The 24342-nt window shown below is 66.5% G+C and carries 22 protein-coding genes; 9 read left to right on the forward strand and 13 right to left on the reverse strand.

Annotated features, from left to right (window positions below):
- Positions 1–19: 19 nt before the first annotated feature.
- The 5 genes from AVE30378_RS22280 to AVE30378_RS22300 form a co-directional block, all read right to left on the reverse strand.
- Entirely contained in the window at positions 20–1183 is a 1164-nt protein-coding gene (locus tag AVE30378_RS22280) for a PepSY-associated TM helix domain-containing protein (RefSeq protein WP_129243402.1), read from the reverse strand.
- A gap of 129 nt (positions 1184–1312) precedes the next feature.
- On the reverse strand, positions 1313–3649 hold the full coding sequence (locus tag AVE30378_RS22285; protein WP_244235118.1) for a TonB-dependent siderophore receptor: 2337 nt from the start codon (positions 3647–3649) through the stop codon (positions 1313–1315).
- Between the two features lie 261 nt (positions 3650–3910).
- Positions 3911–4900 carry a FecR family protein gene (locus AVE30378_RS22290; protein ID WP_129243405.1) on the reverse strand — a complete coding sequence of 330 codons (990 nt, stop codon included), beginning with the start codon at positions 4898–4900 and terminating at the stop codon, positions 3911–3913.
- 72 nt (positions 4901–4972) lie between these two features.
- Positions 4973–5476 (reverse strand): RNA polymerase sigma factor, encoded by a 504-nt coding sequence (locus AVE30378_RS22295; protein WP_129243408.1) that lies wholly within the window; start codon positions 5474–5476, stop codon positions 4973–4975.
- Positions 5477–5559: 83 nt separating this feature from the next.
- Positions 5560–6432 (reverse strand): LysR substrate-binding domain-containing protein, encoded by an 873-nt coding sequence (locus AVE30378_RS22300; RefSeq protein WP_129243411.1) that lies wholly within the window; start codon positions 6430–6432, stop codon positions 5560–5562.
- Positions 6433–6573: 141 nt separating this feature from the next.
- Between AVE30378_RS22300 and AVE30378_RS22305 the strand changes: the two genes are divergently transcribed.
- The 9 genes from AVE30378_RS22305 to AVE30378_RS22345 all read left to right on the forward strand — a co-directional run bounded on the left by AVE30378_RS22305 (position 6574) and on the right by AVE30378_RS22345 (position 14557).
- Positions 6574–7572 (forward strand): Bug family tripartite tricarboxylate transporter substrate binding protein, encoded by a 999-nt coding sequence (locus tag AVE30378_RS22305; RefSeq protein WP_129243414.1) that lies wholly within the window; start codon positions 6574–6576, stop codon positions 7570–7572.
- Between the two features lie 33 nt (positions 7573–7605).
- On the forward strand, positions 7606–8985 hold the full coding sequence (locus AVE30378_RS22310; RefSeq protein ID WP_165360268.1) for an MmgE/PrpD family protein: 1380 nt from the start codon (positions 7606–7608) through the stop codon (positions 8983–8985).
- A gap of 56 nt (positions 8986–9041) precedes the next feature.
- Positions 9042–10025 carry a Bug family tripartite tricarboxylate transporter substrate binding protein gene (locus AVE30378_RS22315; protein WP_129243420.1) on the forward strand — a complete coding sequence of 328 codons (984 nt, stop codon included), beginning with the start codon at positions 9042–9044 and terminating at the stop codon, positions 10023–10025.
- A 34-nt stretch (positions 10026–10059) separates the two neighbouring features.
- Positions 10060–10959: an NAD(P)-dependent oxidoreductase gene (locus AVE30378_RS22320; RefSeq protein ID WP_129243422.1), complete on the forward strand. Its 900-nt coding sequence runs from the start codon at positions 10060–10062 to the stop codon at positions 10957–10959.
- Between the two features lie 25 nt (positions 10960–10984).
- Positions 10985–11728 carry an SDR family NAD(P)-dependent oxidoreductase gene (locus AVE30378_RS22325; RefSeq protein ID WP_129243425.1) on the forward strand — a complete coding sequence of 248 codons (744 nt, stop codon included), beginning with the start codon at positions 10985–10987 and terminating at the stop codon, positions 11726–11728.
- Positions 11729–11761: 33 nt separating this feature from the next.
- Positions 11762–12655 carry an NAD(P)-dependent oxidoreductase gene (locus tag AVE30378_RS22330; protein ID WP_129243428.1) on the forward strand — a complete coding sequence of 298 codons (894 nt, stop codon included), beginning with the start codon at positions 11762–11764 and terminating at the stop codon, positions 12653–12655.
- Between the two features lie 14 nt (positions 12656–12669).
- Positions 12670–13077 carry a cupin domain-containing protein gene (locus AVE30378_RS22335; protein ID WP_129243431.1) on the forward strand — a complete coding sequence of 136 codons (408 nt, stop codon included), beginning with the start codon at positions 12670–12672 and terminating at the stop codon, positions 13075–13077.
- Positions 13074–13400 carry an NIPSNAP family protein gene (locus tag AVE30378_RS22340; protein WP_129243434.1) on the forward strand — a complete coding sequence of 109 codons (327 nt, stop codon included), beginning with the start codon at positions 13074–13076 and terminating at the stop codon, positions 13398–13400. The genes AVE30378_RS22335 and AVE30378_RS22340 overlap by 4 nt, the downstream gene beginning before the upstream one ends.
- Positions 13401–13603: 203 nt before the next feature.
- On the forward strand, positions 13604–14557 hold the full coding sequence (locus tag AVE30378_RS22345; protein WP_165360269.1) for a LysR family transcriptional regulator: 954 nt from the start codon (positions 13604–13606) through the stop codon (positions 14555–14557).
- Between the two features lie 9 nt (positions 14558–14566).
- On the opposite strand, the gene AVE30378_RS22350 is transcribed toward AVE30378_RS22345, so the two are convergent.
- From AVE30378_RS22350 to AVE30378_RS22385, 8 genes are all read right to left on the reverse strand, one after another.
- Positions 14567–15409, reverse strand: coding sequence for an ABC transporter permease (locus AVE30378_RS22350; protein WP_129243440.1), 843 nt, complete (start codon positions 15407–15409; stop codon positions 14567–14569).
- 26 nt (positions 15410–15435) lie between these two features.
- Entirely contained in the window at positions 15436–16686 is a 1251-nt protein-coding gene (locus AVE30378_RS22355; protein ID WP_129243443.1) for an ABC transporter permease, read from the reverse strand.
- Positions 16687–16708: 22 nt separating this feature from the next.
- Positions 16709–17746, reverse strand: coding sequence for an ABC transporter substrate-binding protein (locus AVE30378_RS22360; protein WP_129243446.1), 1038 nt, complete (start codon positions 17744–17746; stop codon positions 16709–16711).
- Positions 17747–17776: 30 nt separating this feature from the next.
- Complete coding sequence (locus AVE30378_RS22365; RefSeq protein ID WP_129243449.1) at positions 17777–18889, reverse strand: ABC transporter ATP-binding protein; 1113 nt, start codon at positions 18887–18889, stop codon at positions 17777–17779.
- Positions 18890–18948: 59 nt separating this feature from the next.
- Positions 18949–20361 carry an aldehyde dehydrogenase family protein gene (locus tag AVE30378_RS22370; protein WP_129243486.1) on the reverse strand — a complete coding sequence of 471 codons (1413 nt, stop codon included), beginning with the start codon at positions 20359–20361 and terminating at the stop codon, positions 18949–18951.
- A gap of 7 nt (positions 20362–20368) precedes the next feature.
- Positions 20369–21703 (reverse strand): aspartate aminotransferase family protein, encoded by a 1335-nt coding sequence (locus AVE30378_RS22375; protein WP_129243452.1) that lies wholly within the window; start codon positions 21701–21703, stop codon positions 20369–20371.
- A 77-nt stretch (positions 21704–21780) separates the two neighbouring features.
- Complete coding sequence (locus tag AVE30378_RS22380; protein WP_129243455.1) at positions 21781–22761, reverse strand: Bug family tripartite tricarboxylate transporter substrate binding protein; 981 nt, start codon at positions 22759–22761, stop codon at positions 21781–21783.
- A gap of 42 nt (positions 22762–22803) precedes the next feature.
- Complete coding sequence (locus AVE30378_RS22385) at positions 22804–24201, reverse strand: amidase family protein (RefSeq protein ID WP_129243458.1); 1398 nt, start codon at positions 24199–24201, stop codon at positions 22804–22806.
- Between the last annotated feature and the right edge of the window lie 141 nt (positions 24202–24342).

Consider the following 24342-nt stretch of genomic DNA (forward strand, 5'->3'; position numbering starts at 1 on the left):
GTGTCGATCTCCGGTGGGGTCATTGCGCCGGGGCCGGCTTCTTGGCCATGGCCAGCTTGATGGCCTTGGCGGTTTCCTGGGCGGTGCGCCTGGACCAGATCAGCATGCCGGACAGCGACATCATGGTCAGGAGCAGGCCGAAGACGAACCACACCATCTTGAGCCAGAACCCGCCGAAGTCGCCGGTGTGCAAGGGCCGCATCGATTCGGTGAAGAACTCCAATGCGCTGCGATCGCCCAGTGTGCGGGTGCGCAGCACCGCGCCGTCATAGGGGCTGACCTGCGCGAACTCGAACATCAGCGGGTAGGCGCCGCGGCCCATCACGGTGACGGGATCGAAGGCATTGCCGCCAAGGAAGATGTGCTGCGCATCCAGCCCTGGCAACGCCTGCTGCGCGCTGTCGACGATCCGGTTGAGCGGCACGCGCGGCACCACGCCATTCACCGCCGCCGGCACATCGGCGCGCGCGATGATGGTGGGCACGCCTTCGGTGGAGACGGTGGTGTGCGTATCGGCCAGGATCGCCTGGACCAGGAACCACAGCGCGCTCACCGAGATCAATAGCACGAACCAGATCGACCACAGGCCGGAAAGCCGGTGGAAATCGCCCCAGAAAATACGCGGCCCCTGCCCGGTGCGCAGGCGCGGCTTCTGGAAATAGGCGCGCCAGAAGCGCTTGTAGACGACCAGCCCGGTGATGAGCGAAGCCAGCATCGGAATGGCCAGCGCCGAGACCAGATACCAGCCCCAACTGAATCCATGGCCGAACGGTATCAGCAGCCAGCCGTGCAGCGCGCGCATGAACTGGCGCAGATCGAAGTCGAGCGCCGGCCCCTGGATCGCGCCGGTGTAGGGATTGACATAGAGTTGCGTGGTCGTGGCGCCGGGATACGACACGCTGGCCGTGAGCGCGAAATGCGATTCCTCCGGCCACGACAGGCCCTGCACCACGGCGCGCGGATCCTGCGCGCCGATCGCATCCACCAGCGCCTGATAGCCCAGGCGCATGCTGTCGGGCCCGGGCGCCTCGGCCCGCACGGCCGGGTTGATCAGCCAGACGATCTCCTGGCTGATGACGGCGATCGTGCCGGTGGCACAGACAAAGAACACCAGCACCCAGATCGGCATCGCGAGCCAACTGTGCACCAGAAACCAGAGTTTTGACCGGGAAGGCTTGGCCATCCGTCGTCTCCGTAGAATTGTTTTGTTATGTGGCCGGCTCCCGCCCCACGCGGGAAACGGCCAGGGGCACAAAGCGTTGCGAGCCCAATCCAGGGCTCGCAACGCCTCATGTCGCGCAGATCATACCGCTTAGAATGCGTACTTCATGGTCAGCATGAACTTCTGCGGTGAACCATAGAAGCCCTGGCCGTCGCCGGTCAGGTCGAAATACTTCTTGTCGAACAGATTGTTGATATTAAGCTGGGCCGACAGGCTTGGCGTGAACCGGTAGTTCGCCATCACGCTCGTCAGCAGTACGGAACCCTGGTCGCGCCTGGCCTTGACGCCCGCCGACGTGGTCTGGTCGATGTAGACGCCGCTGCGCCACTGGACACCGCCGCCGACCGTCAGTTTGCCTTCGGTGCCCGGCACCCGCCAGGTAGTGAAAAGATGGGCCAGATTCTGCGGGCGATAGCTATCGAAACGCTTGCCGTCGGCATTGCGCACCAGCGCGCGCGAAAAGCCGGCCGAGATCTGCCAGCCCGGGTTCACTTCGCCCGAGGCCTGCAGTTCGAATCCTTCGCTGGTCAGCCCTTTCGCGCCGCGATAGGCGAACTCCGAGGTCCCTTCGACGAAGCGGGAACCATCGCGCTCGGCCACGTTGTCCTGCTCGATGCGGAACACCGACACCGAGGTGGTGAGCCTGCCGTACAGATAGTCTGCCTTCAGGCCCGTTTCGTAGCTCTTGCCCTGCACGGGATCGAGATACTTGCCACTGGCGTCCCGGTATGACTGGGGCTGGAAAATATCGGTGTAGCTGACGTAGCCGCTGTAGGTCTGGTTGAAGTCGTAGACCAGGCCGGCATAGGGCGTGAACTCGTTGCTGCGCATCGTGTCGTCGCCACTGTCGCGCACCCAGCGGTTCTGGCGCCCGCCGAGAATCAGCTTGAGCGAATCCGTGACCGCGAAGCGCAGGGCGCCGTACACCGCGGTCTGGTGCGTTTTCTGCTTGCCCAGCTCGCTGTACTCGCCCCAGCCCGGATCGGGATAGGAGCCATCCCAATCGTAGATATTGCCCACCGGGCTGGTATTGAGCGCGGGGTGGTTGCCGTAGCGCAGGGTCGATTTGCTGCCGACGAAGCCGAACACGGCCTCATGCTGGCGGCCGAACAGCTCGAACGGGCCCGATGCCTGGATCGATCCGCTGTTCTGATCGAACTCCTGGTGCGAGCGATTGAGCCAGACATTCAATCCCAGCCCGGTGTCGCGGTCCGGCTGGCCCATCAGATAGAGCAGCCTCGAATCGTATTTGCTGTCGAGCCGGCTGACATTGGCAGTGACGTTCCAGCCGTTGTCGAACTGATGCTCCACCGAGGCGTAGACCGTGTTGTTGGTGGTGTCCCAGAGGGTCCAGTCGGCGCCGATGCTGAAACTGCGCCGCCAGCTTGCCGCCGAGCCGTCGCTGTACAGCATCGGCAGGCCGCCCCAGGTCACGTCGGTGGGACGCTTGGCCTGGTGCTCGAAGCCTACGCGCACCGTGGTGTCGGGCGTAATGTCGGCCTCGACCGTGGCCAGGAAGGCCTGGTTGCGCGAGTGGTAGCGGTCGAGGTAGGAGTCGCGTTCTTCCATCATGCCCGCCACGCGCGCGCGCACCGTGCCCTCGCTGTTCACCGGCGTGGAGAGGTCCACCGTGGCGCGGTGATGGTCCCAGGAACCCAGGCCCAGGGTCGCCGCGCCCGTCAGTTCCTTGCTGCTGGCGCGCTTGCGCACCACGTTCACCGATGCCCCCGGGTTGCCGGTGCCGGTCATCAGGCCGGTCGCGCCGCGCACGACCTCCACGCGGTCGTACAGGATCGGATCGAAGTTCGAGGTGCCGAAAAAATCGTTCTGCGTGGCGATCGGCACGCCATCGTACGAATAGGTGTCGACATAGAAACCGCGCGAATGGATGTCGGTGCGGTCGATGTCGGACGACGTGGTGGCCAGGCCGGTGACGGTCTTCAACGTTTCACCCAGCGAGGTGAGGTTGAGATCCTCGATCTGCTGGCGAGTGACCACACTGACGGACTGCGGTGTTTCGCGGGGCGACAGCCGCAGGCCGGTGGCGGCCGCGGTGGCTCGCACGGTATACGAACCCGAGCCCTCCGTCGTCATCGTATTGCGGCCCTCGACCGTGACCGGATCGAGCTGCGCGGCCTGATTGCCCAAGGGGCGCGACAGCGTGATCGTGTTGCCCTGACGGGCGTATTCGAGGCCGCTGCCGGCCAGCAGGCGGCGCAGCGCCTCTTCGGGCGCGAGGTCGCCGGACACGGCCGGCGCCTGAATGCCCGCGACCAGATCCTGCGGGTAGAAAATCTGCAACGAGGTCTGGCGCCCCAATTGCAGCAGCGATTGCTCCAGCGGCTGGGCCACGATGCTGATGTGCGCAGCGGCCGCCTGGGCTTGCGCCCGCGCCGGCGCGAAGCCCATGGCCAGGGCCAGCGACAAGGACAGGGTTCCTAGCACGAAGGGCGCGCGGGACGCGCTCGCTCGGTGTTCAACTTTGGTTCTCACAGTGTTCCGTTCCAGATCAATAAAGCCGGCGTCTATGCGCCACAACCCTTGGCCAAGGTTTTCCCGGAGCACGCTGCATGGCAATGCATGCCCCCTCGTAGGAACAAACGAGCGGGCGAGGCAAACACCTCAATGAAAATGAAAACTATTTTGTAACAGCGGCGGGGATAGGCCCCGACAGGAGGGCGTCGGCGCTCAGCGGGGCAGGATCACCGCGCTGCCATCCGGTTGAACGCGCACCTGGACCGGCGCCACGGCCGGCAACGCCGCCAGGATCGCTTCCGGCTCGTCGATGTTGAAGACGCCCGCCACCCGGTAGTCGCGCAGCGAGGGCGCATCGAGCCTGGCCGGCCGCGCGAGATAGCGATTCATTTCGGCTACCACCTGCGCCAGCGGCGCATTGCGGAACACGATCTTGCCCTGGCGCCACGCGAGCACGTTTTCGATCTGGACCGGCGCCACGGCGCTCAGATTCCCCGCGGCATCGCGCGCGACTGCCTGGCCGGCGGTGAGCCGCCGCTCCGTCTTGTTCCACCAGGCGCCCGCGCTGACCTGCACCGATCCGGACTCCACCGCCACCCGGGAATCATCCTGGCGCACGTCGAAGCGCGTACCCGTGACGGTCACCGTGACGGCGTCGGTGCGGACTACGAACTCGCGCTCGGCCTCGTGCTGAACCGCGAAGAACGCCTGGCCCCGGGCCAGCGCGATATCGCGCCGCTTCTCGAAGAAAGCCACCTCGAGGCGTGTATTCATGTTCAGGCTGAGCACCGATCCATCCGGCAATGTCACCTCGCGCCGTTCGCCCGGCTGGGTTTCGAAGGCTGCGCGATAGGCCGGCGCCTCGCTGTTCAGCAGGGGCAACGCTACCGCCACGGCGGCAATGGCCGCGCACGCCGCCGCGGCCGCCCAGCCGAACCGGCGGCGCGCCGGCGCCGCTGTCCCTCCGGTGGCGGCACGGCTGGCGTCCAGCATCGCGCGCAACTCCTGCTGCGGCAATTGCCCGGATGCCTGCCAGAGAAACTCGACCTTGCGATAGGCCGCGTCGTGCGCCGGGTCTGCGCGGCGCCATGCCGCACAGGCGTCGATTTCCTCGTGCGTGGCCTGCCCCGACTGAACGCGCGCAAACCACTGCGCCGCGCGGGTGCGCGGATCATCGGCAGGGGTGTTGTCTTGATGGTTCATGGGGATAGGTATGGACAGTCACGGATTTTCGCATCGTCTCGTCTCTAGAGACGAACGGGCAGGGCAATCGCCTCAATCTGTAGGGGCATGGTGTTTCAGTCTTTCGCCGATGTGCAGTAGCGCCCGGGCCATGTGTTTCTCAACCATACTGCGCGAAATGCCCATATCGGCCGCGATTTCGGCATGGGTCCAACCCTCCAGGCGATGCTGGAGATAGACGCGCTGACAGGCGGGCGGCAGTTCCTGCAACGCCGCCATCAGCGCCGTGAGCAATTCGCTGGTGTAGAACGCCGACTGTCCATCCGCCACCGTGGGATGCTCATGTTCGGGCAAATCGTCGAGTGGGCGAAACGGGATGATTCTGCGGCGCCGGTGCCGGTCGATCACGCCATTGGAGACGCCGCGTGCCAGATAGGAGCGGGGTTCATCGAGATCCACGATGCCGCGCTCGAGCAGTTCCACCGCCACGTCCTGAATGGCGTCCTCGCCATCCGGCGAATTCCTGTTGCGCCATGCGCCAAGCAGCTCGCGGTAATGGGCGAGCCAGCCTTGTTTGCGCTTGAGCGGAACAGACATGCGGGCAAATCGTAGCGATCGGGGAAAGCGCGAATATTAACAATAATTCTCATTATCGAGTGCATTCGAACGGTCTTTCGCCGCTACTTCACGCTGATCAGCCAATCGGAAAAAATGCTGAAGGGCGCGCCGCTGGCGCGCGCGGGGTTGCTGACCAGGTAGTAGCCATTGCTGCTGCGCGCGGTATGGGCCAGGGGCTGGACCAGTTGGCCGGTGGCGAAGTCCTGGGTGATGTAGGCGCGCTGGGTGACCGCGATCCCCAGGCCTTCGGCCGCGGCCTGCAGGCACAGGACGGCGTTGGCCAGCGGAATGAAACGGGTGTCGCCGCTTGCGGCCAGGCCCGCGGACAGTAGCCAGCGGTCCCAGCAATCGGGGGCGATCATGGATTTGAGCAAGGTTTCGCCCAGCACGTCTTCGGGGCGGTGCAGGCGCTCGGCCAGCGCGGGCGAGCAGGCCAGCACCAGTTCATCGGGAAACAGCAGGTCGGCGCGCAGGCCCGGCCAGTCGCCGGCGCCGCAACGCACGACGAAGTCGGCATTGTGCAGGTCGGTGTCATCGGCTCGCGCGACGGTGGCGACTTCGATGTCGATGTCGCCATGCCGCACGTACAGCGAGCCCAGCCGGGGCATGAGCCATTTGATGGCGAAGCTGGGGATGACCTTGACGCGGATGCGGCGATTGGCGCCCGCTTCGGCCGCCTTGGCCAGCACTCCCTCCAACTGATCGAAGAGTTCGGCGGCCTGTAGCGCCAGTTCGGTGCCGACCGCGGTGAAGGCGATGTCGCGGCCGTCTTTCTGCACCAGTTGCACACCCAGTTCGCTTTCCAGCCGGCGCAGTTGGTGGCTCACGGCACCGGGGGTGACATGCAGGAGTTCGGCGGCCCGGCCGACGCCGCCGCCCCGGTACACGGCATCCAGCACCCGGAGCGGGCCAAGGCGGTTTCTGAGTTTGTGCATTGTTGAAATCAACTCAATGGTCAAAGAATAAGTTTCGACAGACGCAGAAGGAGAAGGCGCCTACAGTCTGCCTTGTCTGACAAAACTAAATCAAGTGTTGGGCTGCGATGTCGTGTCGTATCCCGGCAAGGAGGAGACGAAATGAGCGGGTTTTACCGGCGCAAGGCAGGCGTCTGCGCATTGCTGCCCTTTTTTTGTGCGGCGTTCTGGAGTGCGGGCGCCGAGGCGGCCTATCCCGAACGTTCCATCCGGCTTATCGTGCCTTTCGCGGCGGGCAGCGCGGCCGATACGCTGTCGCGCGTAGTGGCTTCGGCCCTGGCCGATGAGCTGGGCCAGCCGCTGGTGGTGGACAACAAGGCCGGCGCGGGCGGCACCATCGGCACGATGGATATCGCGCGCGCCAAGCCGGACGGCTATACCCTGGGCATCGCCGCGCAGGGGACTTTCGTCAACAACCAGGTGCTCTATAAGGCGCCCGGCTACGACTCGATCAAGGATTTCAGCTTCATCAGCGAAATTGCCGATGTGCAGAATCTGCTGGTCGTGGCCGAGAAGGCGCCTTATCAAGACGCTCCCGCCTTGCTGGCCGATATCAAGGCCAAGCCGCCGGAGACTTTCCGGTATTCCTCCAGCGGTGTGGGAACCAGCCACCACATTGCCGGCGCCACGGTGTCGCAATACCTGGACAAGCCGCTCATGCACGTGCCCTATACCGGCGCGCCCCAGGGCCTGAGCGCCATCATCAGCGGCGACGTGGACATGGGCTTGTACAACCTGCCGGCGGCCATCGGCCTGGTGAGGGCGGGCAAGCTCAAGGCGCTCGCCGTCACCGGGCCCAGGCGTTCCACGTTGCTGCCGGAGATTCCCACGCTGCAGGAGAGCGGCCTGAAGGACTATTCGGTCACGCTCTGGTGGGGCCTGGTCGGTCCGGCGGGGTTGCCGGCCGACGTTTCGACGCGCCTGTATGCGGCCCTGGACAAGGTCATGGGCCAGGCCGCGCTGCGCGAGAAGTTGATCGGCCAGGGCTTTACCTTGCCCGATATGCCCATTCCCAAGCCCGCGGATTTCGAGGCCCTGGTGCGCCAGGACCTCGCCAAATGGATCCCCGTCCTCAAGGAACTGGGAACGGCCGCGCAGTGATGCCGGCGCAACGCACTCATCAAGGAAGCTATTGTGCAATCCCCCTCCGTGGCGCGCCCCTTGGCGCGTCAACTGGCTGACTTCGTCTTGTCCACGTCCGCCGATGTCCTGCCGGCGCTCGCCATCGAGCACGCCAAGATGAGTCTGGCCAGCACCCTGGCCAGCGCCGCCATGGGCTATGGCATCGAATCGGCCCGCATCATCCGCGAGATCGAGCTGGCCGACGGCGGCGCGCCGGCGGCAGGCCTGTGGTTTGACGGTACCCGCCTGCCGCTGGCCAGCGCCGCGCGCGCCAATGCGGCGGCCAGCGATGCGGCGGCGTCCGATGACAGCGATATGCGCAGCATCGCGCACATCGGTACCATTGTCTCCAGCGTGGCGCTGGCCGTGGGCGAGCGCGAGGGCGCAAGCGGCAGGGATGTGCTGGCGGCCATGGTGCTGGGTTATGAAGTCGCCGGTCGCATCGACGAGTCCTTGACGCCGGGCCGCATGCAGCGGGGGTTTCACGGGTCGTGGTCCACGGTGTTCGGCGCCTGCGTGGCGGCGGGCCTGCTTTTGCGCCTGGACGCGCCGCGCCTGGCCCATGCCATCGCGCTCTCGGCCACCTCGGCCAGCGGCATGGCCATCGCGGCCGACACCAGTTGCGCGCGGGAATATCACGCCGGCCAGGCGGCAAGCGCCGGCATACGCGCCGCGCTCGCGGCGCAGCGGGGATTCGAAGGGGAGCTGGGCGTGCTGGAGCAGCCGCGCGGCCTGCTCGATGCCTTGGGCGGGCAGTCGCGGGAGGACATCGTGCGCGATTGGGGCGCTTCCTGGGACATCGTGACCGACCTGGCCATCAAGCTCATGCCGGGCGCGCACCCCTTTCATGCAAGCGCCGAAGCCGCGGCCGAGGCCGCGCGCGCCGGCGCCGTTCGCCCCGGCGACGTTGCGCGCATCGTGGTGTCGGCGGCCGTGCAGTGGACCAATTTCAAGGGCGAACCCCATCCGCGCAACCTGGTCGACGCGGCGCACAGCCTGCCTTATTTCGTGGCGGCGTCGATTGCCGACGATGGCTTCGGCTGGCGGCATATGGACGTGGCCACGATGGCCGACCCGGTGATCGCCGCGCTGCAGGACAAGGTCGAATTCGATCCCGAACCGCCGCCCCTGCCGGATCGCTTTCCGCACCGGCATGGCGGCACGGTCACGATACACATGCAGGACGGCGCGGTGCATCGCGCCACTTGCCGGGCGCCGCGCGGCTCCGGCGCGCGCGGCATCGATTGGCGCGACGTGGAGGCCAAGTTCCTGCGGCTTTTCCCGCTGGCCGGTTTGCCCGCGGGGACGACCGAGGCCTGCCTGGAGGCCATCGCGCATTTGGACAAGGCCGGCTCCGTCCGCGCGCTGGCGGGATTGCTGAGCCGGCGCTGAACCGCTTTTTCAACCGAGGCACAAAGCCGCAAAGGCCGCCCCACAGAGGAGACAACATGAAACGACGCATCGCATCCGCGCTTGCCGGAATAGCCTTTTGCCTGGGAGCGGGCCACGCGGCCATGGCCCAGGAGAGCTTCCCGTCGAAGTCCGTCACCATCATGGTGGGGGTCGCGCCCGGCGGCAGCCTGGACGCGCTGGCCCGCTTGATCGCCAGCGAACTGGGCAAGGCCACCAAGACCACTTTCGTGGTGGAGAACGTCACCGGCGCGGGCGGCCTGCTGGCATTTCAGCGGCTGACGCGGTCGGCGCCGGACGGCTACACCTTGATGTTCAGCAATCAGTCCATGGTGCTGATTCCCCTGCTGTATCCCAAGGCCGGCCTGGACATCGTCAAGGACACGACGGCCGTGGGCACCATCGCCAATGTGCCCATGGTGCTCAGCGTGAGCAATCAGAGCGGTATCCAGGATCTGCCCTCCATGCTGGCGGGCATGCGCAGCGGCGCGCTCAAACTGAACTTCGGCTCCGGCGGCCCCGGCACCACCGCTCATCTGGCCGAGGCGATGTTCCTGCAGATGGCGGGCGTGCAGGCCGAACTGGTGCAGTACCGTGGATCGGGGCCGGCCATTACCGACCTGATGGGAGGCACCATACAGTCGGTGCTGGACCAGACGGTCACCATGCTGCCCTTGCACCGGGGCAAGCAGATCAAGGCCATTGCCGTGGCGTCCAAAGAGCGCTTGCCGCAGATGCCCGACGTGCCGACCTTCGCCGAGGGCGGCGTGCCCCAGTTCGATCTACAGATCTGGAATGGCCTGGTGGCGCCCCAGGGCACGCCCAAGGCCGTGGTCGACAAGCTGGCCCAGGCCTTGACCGAGGCGGTCCAGTCGCCTGACTTCCGCGCGCGCATCGACAGCCTGGCCGCGCAGATTCCCTCGGCCGAGGAGCGCAGCCCCGAGACCTTCGCCCGCGTCCTGCAGCGCGATCAGAAACAGTTCGCCGAACTGGCCAGGCAGATCGGCCTGCAGGCCCGCTAACCCAGCCGCAAGCGGCATATTTCGAGGACAAAAGATGAGCGAGACGATTTACGGTTTCATCGGATTGGGCAATATGGGCGGCCCCATGGCGGGACGCCTGCTCGACGCCGGCTACGCGCTGCACGTCGCCGACAGCAATCCCGCCGTGCGCCAGCAACTGGCGGCCCGCGGCGCCGTGGCCCACGACAGCGCGCGGGCCGTGGGCGACGCGGCCGACGTGGTCTTCCTGAGCCTGCCCGATGGCAAGGCGGTGGAGCAGGTGTTGGGGGGCGAACAGGGGCTGGCGCGGGCGGGCCGGGCCAAGTGCGTGGTGGACCTGTCGACCATCGGGCCGGCGGCGGCGCGGCGCGCGTTCGATACGCTGGCCGCCCAGGGCATCGAGTACGTGGATGCCCCGATCAGCGGCGGGCCGACCGGCGCCGAGCGCGGCACCCTGGCGATCATGGTTGCCTGCCCGCCGGCGCGCTACGAGGCGCTGGCTCAGGTGCTGGGCCATTTCGGCAAACTCTTCTATCTGGGCGCCGAAGCCGGGCAGGCCCAGGTGATGAAGCTGGCCAACAACCTGCTGTCGGCCACCGCCGTGGCGATCACTTCCGAGGCCATGGCGCTGGGGGTGAAGGCCGGTCTGGATCCCAGCGTCATGATCGACGTCATCAACGCCGGATCCGGGCGCAACTCGGCCACGATGGAGAAGTTCCCCAAGGCCGTGCTGACCGGCACCTTCAATGTGGGCTTCGCGGCGCGCCTGGCGCACAAGGACGTGCGTCTGTGCCTGGAAGAAGCCGAGCGCCACGGCGTGCCCATGGTGGTGGGTTCATCGGTGCGCGAGATGCTGGTGATGACCACCGCCATCCATGGCCGGGACGCCGACTATGCGGACGTGGCGCGCGTGGTCGAAGACTGGGCGGGCGTGAAGGTCCGCGCCAGAAAGTAACGGCCATCGCGATAAAGGAGGCGTCATGGGAGTGCTGGAAGGCAAGGCGGCGATCGTCACCGGCGGCGCGGGCGGCATCGGCCGCGAGATAGCGCGGGCCTATGCGCGGGAGGGTGCCAGGGTAGGGCTGCTGGATATCGACGAGGCATTGCTGGCCGAGGCCGCGCGCGACGTGCCGGGCGCGGTGCCGCTGCCCTGCGATGTGCGCGACCGCAAGCAGGTCCTGCGCGCGGTCGACGTCTATGCGGGCGAGTCGGGCGGCCTGGATATCCTGGTCAACAACGCGGCCTATTTTTTCTATGCCCCCCTGGTCGACATGCCGGAAGACGAAGTCTGCAAGATGATGGACGTGGGCCTGAAGGGGGCGATATGGGCGCTACAGGCGGCCACTCCGCATCTGATCGCGCGTGGTGGCGGCGCGATCATCAACCTGTCGTCGGTGGCGGTGTCGGTGTCGATTTCCCGGGCGGGGGTCTATAGCGCCATCAAGGGGGCGCTCGATGCCCTGACCCGGCAACAGGCCGCGGAGCTTGGCGGGCACGGCATCCGCGTCAATGCGCTGGCGCCGGGGCCCGTCGTCACGCCGGGCGCGAGTTCGGTGATTTCCGAGGAAGGTTGGGCCGCGCGCCGCCGCCGCACGCCGTTGAACCGCCTGGCCACCGGCGCCGATGTGGCCGAGGCGGCGGTGTTCCTGGCATCGGCGTCCAGCGCGACGGTGGCCGGCATCACGCTCAAGGTGGACGGGGCGATGACCGTCCTGGGTTACTAGCGCCCGGGCGGCCGGGGGCGAAGGAGAACGCAGATGGACAGGAAACGTGCCGGTTTTATCGGCCTGGGCAATATGGGCGGCAGGATGGCGCGGCGGCTGGCCGGCGCGGGCATCGCGGTGCTCGGGTACGACAGCGATCCGGCGCGCGCGGCCGCGGCCGGCGCCCAGGCGGCCGCGACGATCCGCGAGGTCATGGAATACGCCGACGTGGTCCTGCTGTCGCTGCCCGACAGCAAAGTGGTGGAGTCCGTGGTGGAGGGCGCGGGCGGCATTCTGGAGCACTGCCGGGACGGCCAGATCGTGGTCGACCTGAGCACGGCCGCGGCCAGTTCCACGGTGCGCCTGAACGCGCGCTTCGCCGGGCAGGGCGTGCAGTATGTCGACGCCGGCATATCGGGCGGCGCGGCCGCGGCGGAGAAGGGCGCGCTGACGCTGATGGTGGGAGGGGCGCCCGAGGCCATCGAGGCCGTAGGCTGGGTGTTCGCGCCCATCAGCGCCAAGGTCGTGGCCATGGGCGGCAGCGGCGCGGGGCATGCCACCAAGCTGCTCAACAACTTTCTGAACGCGGTCAGCCTGGCGGCCACCGCCGAGGTCATGGTGGCGGGTAAGAAGGCCGGCCTGGACCTGCATCGCCTGCTTGACGTGATCAACAGCAGCAGCGGGGTGAACTTCGCCACGCTCAACCGCTTTCCCTTCATCGTCGATGGCAACTACCTCGAAGGTGGATTGACCAGCAAGCTGATGAGCAAGGATGTGATGTTGTATGTGGACATGGTGCGCGAGCTGGGCGTGGCCTCGCTGAACGCGGCCGGCCCGGCGGCCTGCTTCGGCCTGGCCGCGACGCTGGGCTACGGCGACCAGATCAGCAATCGCGTGGTGGACGCCATCGGCGACGTGTCGGGCGGCGTCCGTCTGAAAACCGTTTGAACCAAGGAGCTTTCATGCAAGTTTTTCATGGGCGGGACCAGGGCAAGCCTTCCGAGCGGCGCGGCGCGACATTCACCGGGGTGGTCTGGGCCGATCCGGTCATGCCTCCGGCGGAAAATGTCGGCATCAACCATGTTTTCTTTTCCCCGGGGGCGCGCACTTTCTGGCACACGCATGAGCACGGGCAGGTCCTGCACGTGACCTCGGGCCGAGGCTGGGTCTGTGTCGAAGGCGAAGCGCCCCAGGAAATCCGCCAGGGCGATGTGGTGTGGATACGGCCTCATGAGCGTCATTGGCACGGCGCCGCCTCCGACACCTTCATGGCGCACCTGGCCATATCGCTGGGCAAGGCCGATTGGCAGGAAGCGCTGCCCGAGACCGATTACGCCCGCGCGGAAAACTGCGCAACGGAGGCGCAATGATCATCGAAACACGCATCTACCACTGCCTGCCCGGGCGCTTGCCGGCGCTTCACGAGCGATTCCGCGCGACGACGCTGGGCTTTTTCGATAAGCACGGTATCCAGCCCCTGGGGTTCTGGACCACGCTGGCCGGCCCGAGCAATCACGCCCTGACCTATATGCTGCAATGGGAAAGCCTGGCGGAGCGCGAGCGCAAATGGAATGCCTTCCAGGCCGATGCCGAGTGGATCGCCAAGCGCGCCGCCAGCGAGGCGGAACGGCCCATCGTGGAGCGGATCGAGAATTTCTTCCTCAGCCCGACGGACTACTCGCCCTTGCGGTGACCATCGGGGCGATGCTGCGCACGCAGGTTCAGCCTCACGCTGCCTGCGTGCGTTCCAGGGGCTTGGCCGCAATCGGCGCGCTTGAACACGGTATCGCGGGAATACTAGGGAAAACGCTCGGCATCGGCCGCGCGGCTACGACGCAATCCTTCATACAATCAGGTCCTGCCCCGGACCATTGCGTCGCAACCTGTCGAAACCCTATGAATGATCGTCCCGCCGATCCGCCCGTCTCGGCGCCTTCGCGCAGCCTGGCGGCGCGTCTGGACCTGATGACCTTGCGTCTCTTCGTGGGCGTGGTCGAGCACGGCGGTATCGCTCGCGCGGCTCAGGCCGAATTCATCGCCACTTCGGCCGTCAGCAAACGCATCCACGATCTCGAAGCCATGCTGCGCACGCCCCTGCTGGTGCGCCAGCGCCAAGGCGTGGTGCCCACCGAGGCCGGACAGGCGCTGCTGCGGCATGCGCGCCGCCTGCTGCGGGCCATGGCCGAGATGGAAGACGAACTGGGCAGCTATGCCGAGGGCGAACGCGGCCAGGTCCGGCTCATGGTCAGCGAATCGACGCTGACCGATTTCTTTCCCGGCATCGTCAAGGACTTCTCGGAACAGCACCCCAAGATCTTCATCGATCTGGTCGGGGGACTCAGCCCCAGCATCCAGCGCGCCGTGTTCGAAGAATCCGCCGACATCGGCGTACTGCTGGGGACGGTGACCGAACCCGGCCTGCAGGTCTTCCCCTGCCGCTACCGCGATCTGCTGGTGCTGGTGGTCAACCCCCAGCATCCGCTGACCGAAGCCTGCAGCGTGCGCCTGTCGCAACTGGCCGGGCACGCCGTGATCGAACAGGAACCCAATAGCTTCGTGCAGCAATTGCTGCGCACCGAGGCCGCCAAGATCGGCGTGCCGTTGCAGGCCCGCATCCGCGTGGCCGGCTTCGAGGCCGTCTGCAACATGGCCGCCGAAGGCCTGGGCGTGGGCGTGGTGCCGCTGGGCTTCGCGCGGCGCATGGCCGCGCGCCAGCCCCTGTCCATCGTGGAACTGGATGAACCCTGGGCGCACCGCGAGTACAAGGTCTGCATCAAGCAGAAAGACCAGCAGCCCAAGGCGGTCGAGCTGCTGGTGTCCTACCTGGCGCGCGGCGAGCCGCGCGCCTGACGCCGGGCCTCAGGCCTGGTGGCCTTCCAGGCCGCTGGCGTTCATGCGCCTGGCGCGGTGCTTGAGATACTCCACCGCCGAAAGCAAGAGGATGGACAGGATCACCAGTATCGTGGCCGCCGCCGCGATGGTCGGGTTGATCTCCTCGCGCACCCCGTTGAACATTTGCAGCGGGATGGTGCGTTGCCTGGGGCCGGCGAGGAAAATCGCCATGACGATATCGTCGAAAGACACGGCGAAAGCGAACAGGCCGCCCGATATCACGCCAGGCGCGATGAGCGGCAACATGATGCGCCGAAAGGCCAGCACGGGCGGAGCGCCGGAACTGGCCGCCGCCCGCATCAGGTTCATGTCGAAGCCTTCGAGCGTGGCGGCCACGGTTATTACCACGAAGGGGACGGCCAACACCGTGTGCGACAGCACCAGCCCCGGCAGGCTGTTGTTCAGCCCGATGGGCGCATAGAGGAAATACAACGCGGTCGCGCTGATGATCACCGGCACGATCACGGGCGAGGTGATGAACATCTGCATGGCCATCTTGAGCTTGCCGGGCAGGCGCTGCATGCCGATGGCCGCCATCGTCCCCAGGGCCGTGGCCAGCGCCGTGGTGGCGATCGCGATCAGGAAGCTGTTGCGTATCGCCGTCATCCAGTTTTCCGAGGCGAACAACTGCCGGTACCAACGCAGGGATATCCCCTCCAGCGGGAAAGTCAGGAAAGACCCGCCATTGAAGGAAAGCGGAATAATGACCAGCACCGGCAGGATGAGAAACAGCAGGATGGCGGCGCAGGCCACTCGCAAACCCAGCCGGCAGCTTCTATCCAGGGGGCTGGCGCTCTGGAACGTATCCATGTGGAATCTCCAATACGCGCGCCGCGTCAGCGCGCGGCGCGCTGGCGGGTTTTCGTCCAGGCCAGCGCGGCCAGCACGACGCAGGTGATGAGCAGCAACAGGCCGCCCAACGCCGCACCCATGGACCAATTGGCCGTCTCGGTAATGAAGTGCGCGATAAAGTAGCCGATCATCTGGTCGCCCGCTCCGCCGATCAGCGCCGGCGTGATGTAAAAGCCGATCGCCGTCACGAAGACCAGCAGACAGCCGCTGGCCACGCCTGGCAGGGTCTGCGGGAAGTACACCCGCCAGAATGCCGTCAGCGGGCTTGCGCCCAGAGAAATGGCGGCGCGCACGGTGTGCTTGCGTATCCCCGTCATCAGGCTATAGATGGGCAGAATCATGAAGGGCAGCAAGACGTGCACCAGGGCGATGTAAGTACCGGTACGGTTAAAGACCAGCGTCAGCGGATGGTCGATGAGGCCCAGCCATTGCAATAGCTGGTTCACCACGCCGTCGCGCTGCAGAAGCACCACCCAGGCGGAGGTGCGCACCAGCAGCGCGGTCCAGAAGGGAATCAGCACCGCCAGCATCATCACGCTGGCCACGCGCGGCCTGGCGGTGGCCAGCAGGTAGGCCACCGGATAGCCCAGCACCAGGCAACACAGTGTGACCACCAGGCTGATGCCGAAGGTCCGCTGGAACACCGTCAGGAAAACCGCCTCGTCCTTCGGCACCCGCTCGATGGCGCCGTCTCCCGCGCGATGCAGGTCCATGGCGCCCAGCAGGTACATCGCCGACAGCGGCCCGCTGGCGCGCTGGATGGCCTGCCATACCTCCGGACCGCGCCATTGTTCCGAAATGCCGGCCAAGGCCTGCGTGGCGTTCCCCGGCGGGGCCTGGGCGAGGCGCCGGGCGGTGGTCATGACCAGGCTGCGATAACCGCTGGTATCCTGGTTCAGGCGGTTGGCGATCGCGTTCAGGGCCGGCGTGCCCCGGGCTGCCCGCAAATCGTCTATCCACGCGCGGGCGGCCGCCTCGGGCACGGGCGTGTCCGCCTCCCAATGCGCCAGCGCCGCCACCACGCCGGGCGCGGCGCGGGCGAACTCGCGGTCGTCGACGCTCATCTTCAGGATCAGGAAGATGGGCAGCACGAAGTTCACCAACAAGAACAACAGGAGCGGCGCGGCCAGCCCGAAGGCCAGCCAGTGGCGGCGGCGTTCGGCGCGGCGCAGGCCCTGGCGCAAGGCCCGCTCCTCGTCGCCCGGCGCGGCCCGCAAGACGGCGGCGGTTTGCATGATGTTCCCCTCGGGCCCCGTCTTACTGCGAGGCCCAGGCATTGAAGCGCTGCGTCAGCTTCTCGATGTTCTCCACCCAGAACTCCGCCTCCAGCGCGACGGCCTGCGACTGGTTCGCGGGATTGGTGGGCAGGTCCTTCAGGACTTCGGCATCGACCAGGGTGTTGGCGCGGATATTGGTGATGCCCTGGTTGCCCAGCGCGGGATAGGCTTTCTGGATATCGGCCGACGTGGCGTAGGCGAGGTAGCGGGTCGCCTCTTCCTGGTGCTTGCTGCCCTTGAGCACGACGTAGTAGTCGATGGCGTAGATGCTGCCCGGCCAGACGACCTTGAAATTGGTGTGTTCCGCGCGATTGGCGGAAATGGCGCGGCTGACGTAGATGGCGCCCATGGAGACATCGCCCGCCGCGATCAGTTGCGGCCCTTGCGCCCCGGCGCTCCACCAGACGATGCTGGACTTGATTTCATCCAGCTTGCGGAAGGCGCGGTCCACGCCCTGCGGGGTCGCGAGCACTTTGTAGACCTCGTCGCGCGCCACGCCATCGGCCAGCAGGGCGAACTCCAGCGTGTACTTCGGCCCTTTGCGCATGGCGCGCTTGCCCGGGAATTTCTTCAGGTCCCAGAAGTCCGTCCAACTGCGCGGACCTTCCTTCAGGCGGTTGCCGTCATAGGCCAGGCCGGTGGTCCACACAACCGCTCCCACGCCGCAATCGGTGGCCGCGCCCGCGATGTAGTCCTCGCGCTTGCCGATCCGGGCCCAGTCCAGCGGTTCGAACAGGCCTTCGTCGCAGCCAAGCACCATTTCGTCGGCCTCGACCTGGACCACGTCCCAGTTGGCGTTGCCGCCCTGCACCTTGGTGCGCAGGATGCCCAGTCCGCCCGACCAGGAGTCCTCGGTGATCTTGATGCCGGTCTTGGCCGAGAAGGGTTCGTAGAAGACCTTTTTCTGCGCGGCCTGCGAACTTCCGCCCCAGGCCGTGATGTTCAGCTCCTGCGCCTGGACCTGCGCGCCCAGTGCCAGCGAGGCCGCCAGTATTGCGATGTACTTTCCTGCTTTCATTTTTTTCCCCTGTTGTGTTGGTGTGATACGTCAGGATGCCCGCGTCGCGGGAAAGGCAAAACAATCGTCGGATTTCCAGCCCACCCGCAGCACGTCGCCGGGGCGCGCCTGGCCCAGCGGCCTGGCGTCGGGCACCTTGCACATCATCGTGCCGCCGCCGGCCAGCCGGAACACGGCGCGCAGATGGTCGCCGTGGTACATGTACTGCTCGAGTTTCACGTCCAGCACGTTGTCGCAGGCGCCGGGCTGCGGCATGAGGCTGACCTTCTCCGGCCGCACCGACAGGATGCTGGGCCTGCCCGCCGGGAAGTCTCCGGCGTGGCGCGCGCGCAATGTGGCGCCGCAGGCGCTGCGGTGCACCGAGAGGCCGGCGGCGGCCTCCAGCACCGTGCCCTCTATCAGGTTGTTCTCGCCGATGAAGCTGGCTACGAAGGCGCTGGCGGGCCGCTCATAGAGATCGGCGGGCGAGGCCAACTGCTGGATACGGCCCTCGTCGAACACGGCGATCCGGTCCGACATGGTCAAGGCCTCGGACTGGTCGTGGGTGACGTAGATGATGGTCACCCCCAGTTCCGCGTGGATCCGCTTGATTTCGTACTGCAATTTCTCGCGCAGATACTTGTCCAGGGCACCCAGAGGCTCGTCCATGAGCACCAGGACCGGGTCGAAGATCAGGGCCCGCGCCAGCGCCACGCGCTGTTGCTGGCCGCCCGACAACTGCGCCGGCCGGCGTTCGGCGAAGGCGCCCAGGCGCACCATGTCCAGGGCGCGATCCACCTTGTTCTTGATATCGCTTCGGGGGTACTTGCGCACGGTCAGCGGGAAAGCCAGGTTCTCGGCCACGTTCATGTGGGGGAACAAGGCATAGTTCTGGAATACGACGCCGATATTGCGCTTGTGGGGCGCCGCGTGCGTGACCGGCTTGTCGGCTATCAGGATGTCGCCCGAGGTGGGCGTCTCGAAGCCGGCCAGCATCATCAGGGAGGTGGTCTTGCCCGATCCCGAAGGCCCCAGGAAAGTGAGGAACTCATTTTTTCTTACGGCCAGGTCCAGGTCCCTGACCGAATAGCTCCGGCCATCGTAGGTCTTGGACACGCCGCGAAATTCAACATGGCTGACGCCGCGCGCTGCTTCGGACAACATGTGTGCTCCTTGCAAAGAAGGCGGGCGCCGCCCGGACGCCCGCCCACACCGCGCCGCGATCAGAAAGCGATCGTCACCAGGCGCTCTTCCATCATCTCGCGCACCGCGTACCGCGGGCCTTCGCGGCCGAAGCCGCTGTCCTTCACGCCGCCAAACGGCATGACGTCCACGCGCGAACTGGAAGTCTCGTTGATATGGACACCACCGAACTGCAGATTCACCCCGGCCTGCATCGCCACCGAGAGATCCCGCGTGAACAGGCCGGCGGCCAGGCCGTACGGCGTGTCGTTGGCCCGCTCATAGGCCTGCTCGACGGTATCGACGGGAATGGCCACGATAATCGGCGCGAACACTTCTTCGCACACCACCCGCGCGTCCGGCGGCGCATCGGCCAGGATGGTCGGGGCGAACACCGCGCGCTCGCGCTTGCCGCCCACCAGCACGCGGGCGCCTCCCCGCACGGCCTCGGCCAGCCATTGCTCGGCGCGTTCCGCCTGCTGCACGGTGATCATGGGGCCCACCACTGTCTCCGGCTGGCGCGGATCTCCGTAGGGTACCTTGCGCGTAGCCTCGACGAGCTTTTCCAGGAAGGCTTCGTAGATGGGCCGCTGGATCAGCACGCGCTGCACCGAGGTGCAGACCTGGCCGGCCTTGCGAAAGCCCGCGGCCACGATCTTGCCCACCGCCAGCGCTTGATCCGCGTCGGCCAGCACGATGGTGCTGGCGATACTGCCCAGTTCAAGTTGCGTCCCGCGCAAGCCGGCGGCCTGCTGGATCTCGCGGCCCACCCGCGTGCTGCCCGTGAAGGTATAGAACTGGATGCGGCTGTCGTCCAGAAGAGCGCGGCCGATGGCCGCGCCCGGGCCGTGCAGCAGGCTGATGCACTCCGGCGGCAAGCCCGCGTCGATCAGGATCTGGCACAAGGCCACTGCGCTCAGCGGCGTCAGCTCCGAGGGCTTGAGCACCACCACGTTGCCGCCGGCCAGGGCCGGCGCCACCTTGTGGGCCACCACGTTCAAGGGGGAGTTGTAGGGCGTGATCGCGCAGACCACCCCGCGCGGCACGAGCACGGTATAGCCCATGCGGTTCTTCAGCCCCGGCGTGGCTTCCATCGGCACGATGTCGCCCACCAGGCGGCGCGCCTCCTCGGCCGAGAGCTGCAAGGTCTGCACGCAGCGGCGCACCTCGTTCTCGCCGTCGCCGCGCGGGAAGCCTGTCTCGGACACCAGGGTGTCCAGCAGTTTGTCCTTGCGCGCCTGCATCAGGTCGGCCGCGCGCATCAGGATGCGGTAGCGTTCGTCGGGCGACAGGCGGATGCGGCGGGCGGCCTGCGCCGCCGCGCCCACGGCTTCGTCCACTTGCCGCGCCGAGGCGACCCCCATCTCGCCATAGGGCTGGCCGCTATAGCAATCGGTCAGGACTTCGGAATGGTCGCCGGCCACCCATCGGCCGGCTATCAACAGCTTCGACATCATGCCCTCACACGCGGCCCAGAGCCGCAAAGGTTTCGTCAAAAATACGCAGCGCGTGGTCTACCTGTTCACGGGTGATCACCAGGGGCGGCGTGATACGCAGCGTTGAAGCGTAGGTGCCCGTGGTCGAGATCAGCAGTTTCCGTTCGCGCAAGGCCGCATGCATGGCCTTGACGAGTTCAGGATAGGGCTCGCGGGTTTCACGGTTCTTCACCAGTTCCACGCCTATCATCAGGCCGATTCCGCGCACGTCGCCGATGACTTCGTACTTGCCGGCCAGGCGCTTGAATCCCTCGAGGAAGTATTCGCCGCAGACGCGCGCGTTGTCCGCCAGCCTTTCCTCTTCGAGGATGTCCAGCACCGCGTGCCCGGCCGCCATCCCGATCTGGTTGTTCGAGCCGAAGGTCGTGAAATGATCGCCTTCCTCGAACGCCGTGCCCAGGGTCTCGGTCGCCATGAAGCCGCCGATGGGCACCCCCCCGCCAATGGCCTTGGCGAAAGTCACGATATCGGGCTGCACGTCCCAGTGCTGATAGCCAAAGGTCTTGCCCGTGCGGCCCCAGCCGGCGAACACCTCGTCGATGACGAGCGTGATGCCGTGCTTGCGGCAGATGTCCTGCACGCGCGGCCAGTAGTGTTTGGGCGGCGTGAGAACGCCGCCGACGCAAAGAATGGACTCCGAGATCAGCACGGCCGGCGCGGACTGCATGCGGACCTTGATCGCATCCTCGATCGCGTCGGCGCACTTCAGGCCGCAACCGCCGTCGTTGTTCTTGTTGTGCGAAGAATAAGGGCAGCGATAGCAATAGGGCGCGCTCACATGCACGACCCCCGGCAGGGCGGCATAGGGGCCAAAGCCCTTCTTGCGCGCCGCGTTGCCCGTCAGGCTCAATGCCAGCGAGGTGCGGCCATGGAAGCTATGCTCCATGGCGAGCACGCCGTAGCCTTTCTTGCCGGTGTTGGTCGCGTGCTTGAAAGCCAGCTTGATCGCGCCGTCGTTCGACTCCGCGCCGCTATTGGTGAAGAACACCCGCGACAGGCGGCCATCGCTTTCGCGGGTGATGCGCGCGGCCAGTTCCGAGGTCACGCGGCTGTGATTGCGCCCGGGGCCTTGCAGCAGCCGCGTGGCCTGGTCCTGGATGGCCTTGACCACCTTGGGATGGCAATGGCCCACGGAATTCACGCCAGGGCCGGCTTCCAGATCGAGGTAGGTGTTGCCAGCCTCGTCCACGACCTCGCAAGCGGCGCCGCTCACGATGACCGGCTCGACCAGGCTGGAGCCCGGAATCAGATGCGTATCCAGCGCGGCGCCCGAAGATCCGCTCGATGTGTGTTGTGCCATGATGAATGAGTGAAAACAGACAAGCAGGAGCGGAACAGCCGCTCCACCGGGCGGCGCGCGCCGCCATGGGAAGTCGATCAGTTGATGTCCAGGTTGGCGCTCTTCACGGCCTCGCCCCAGCGCTTGAAGTCCTGCGCGTAGCGTTCTCCGGCCTGCGCCGCGGTCTGCGGCTCGAAGAGTTCGATGCCGGCGGTCCTGGATTTCTCGGCCAGTGCCGGGTTGCTGAGCAAAGGCATGACCGCGGCATTCATCTTCTGCACGATGGCATCCGGCGTGCCCGCGGGGAAAGCGAACATCGTCCAGGTGCCCACCTCGAAACCCGGATAGGTCGCGGCGATCGTCGGCGCCTCGGGCGTTTCCTTGTACGACTCGGCGCCGCCGGTCGCCAGCACGCGCAGTTTTCCGTCGCGAATCAGCGGCAGGAGCGGCGCGGGGCTGTCGAACATCAGTTGCACGCGTCCGCCGATCAAGTCCGTCAGCGCCGGACCGGAACCCTTGTAGGGCACATGCGAATAATGCGTGTCCGTGCGGTTCTTGAACAACTCCATCGCCAGATGATTCGTCGTCCCGTTGCCGATGGAAGCGTAATTCAGCGGCGTTTTCGGATCCCGCCCCGCTTCGACGACGTCGGCCAGGGTCTTGTACGGAGAGTCGGCCGCCACCACCAGCAAGAGCGGCGCGCGGCCCACCATGGCCACCGGCGCGAAATCGCTCAGGGGCTTGGATTTCAGTTCTTTGTAGATATGCGGCCCGATCGCGAAAGGGCCGGTCGAGGTAAAGAGCACCGTCTCGCCCTCCTTGCCCGAGCGCGCGGCCAGATCGATGGCGATCGTGCCGCCCGCGCCGGGACGGTTTTCCACCACGAAGGGCTGGCCCGTCGCCTTCTCCAGGTCGCTGGCCATCAGGCGCGCGCTGATGTCGGTCGAATTCCCCGGAGGAAAGCCCACCAGGATGCGGACCGGCTTGGTCGGCCATGGCGTCGCGTCGGCGGCCATCGCACAGAAACTCGCGCTCGCGACGGCGAACGCCAGGGCCCAGCGGCCCAAAGCTTGAGACATTTCTTTCCCCTGATATTGTGTTTACAGAAAAACCAACAATGGCTAGAACGCCGGATCCACCACGCGTGGCTTGAAACCGTCGGCCTCGATATCGGCGGCCGCGTCCAGGCACAGGTCCTCCCGGAATCGCCCCGCGACCACCTGTACGCCCACCGGCACGCCGTCCTCCACGCCCGTTGCCACGGACACCCCGGGCACTCCCACGAACGCCGTTCCCATCAGCGGGACTTGCGCTTCCCAGACGCGCCGGTACGCCGCCTCGTCCCCCATGTCCAGTTCATCGGGAAAAGGCAGTTCGCCGGACACGGGCATCAGCAGCACCGGGTAGTCCTCGAAGAAAAGCTGCCACTCGCGCAACATCGTCATGCGGCGCGTCAGCGCGTCCGAGAACGTGGCGGCGTCCATGCCGGCCACTTGCTTGCGCTGCCCCGCCAAGGCCGCCAGCGCGCCCGGATCCTCTTCTTTCAACGCCTTGGCCCAACGGCTGTCGAAGCCGTCGCCCATCCATAGATACACATGCTCAATAGCAGCCTCGCGCAACGGCGGCACGTCGTCCACGCGGCTTACCCGCCAGCCGCGATCGCGCAGACGCTGCGCGGCTTCTTCCAGTGCGCGCACCACGCGCGGGTCCGTATCCATTCCCGCCGGATGCGTGCACAAGGCCGCAAGGCGAGGCGCCGCCGGTCCGCGCAAAGGCGCCGGCACCCACACCGGATCGCGCGCGTCGCCTTGCGCCATCACCTCCAGCGCCAGCCGAAGATCGGCCACGCTGCGGGCGATGGGGCCGGACACCGACATGAACTGCTGTCCGATGCCGCGCACTGGCGAACTCGCATTGAAATAGCTGATCCGGCCCGGGGTCGGGCGCAGGCCGTGCACGCCACAGGCATAGGCCGGATAGCGCACCGAGCCGGCGATGTCGGTCCCGTGGCCGATGGCGCCCAGGCCCGCCGCGACCGCGGCGCTGGCGCCGCCCGAGGATCCGCCAGGCGTCAAGCCCGCGCGATGCGGATTGCGCGTTGAACCGTACAGACGATTGCTCGTGAACCAGCGCAGTGAAAACGACGGCGTGTTCGTCCGGCCCAGGGGCACGGCCCCCGCCGCCTTGAAATGCGACACCAGCGGGTTGTCTTCCGTGGCTATCTGATCGCGCTGCAAGCGCAATCCGTTCGTGGTCGCGAAGCCGGCCTCGTCCGCCACGACCTTGATCGTCACCGGCACGCCGGCCAGCACACCCGCGCCGCGTCCCGCCACCCGCGCGCTGTCCACCGCGCGCGCCGCGGCCAACACCCGCTCGGCCTGAAAATCCACGATCGCATTCAGCGCCGGGTTCACCGATTCCAATCGCGCCAGGGCGCTGCGGGCGACCTCTTCGGCGCTGAAATCTCCCGATCGCACGCCCGCGGCGATCTCCGTGGCGCCAAGCTCCCAATGATTCATCACACGTTCCATCTGCCGGCCGGCCCCGAGAACCGCGCCGAATTCCTGGCGGCGCCCCTTGCGCCAACCGTACGGGCATCTTACGTACCGATCCGCCCGGGCCAAAAGCCGTCAGTGGAGAAGCTGGGTTATCGAAAAGAG

This window comes from Achromobacter veterisilvae, assembly GCF_900496975.1.
In the GTDB taxonomy this organism is placed as follows: domain Bacteria; phylum Pseudomonadota; class Gammaproteobacteria; order Burkholderiales; family Burkholderiaceae_B; genus Achromobacter; species Achromobacter veterisilvae.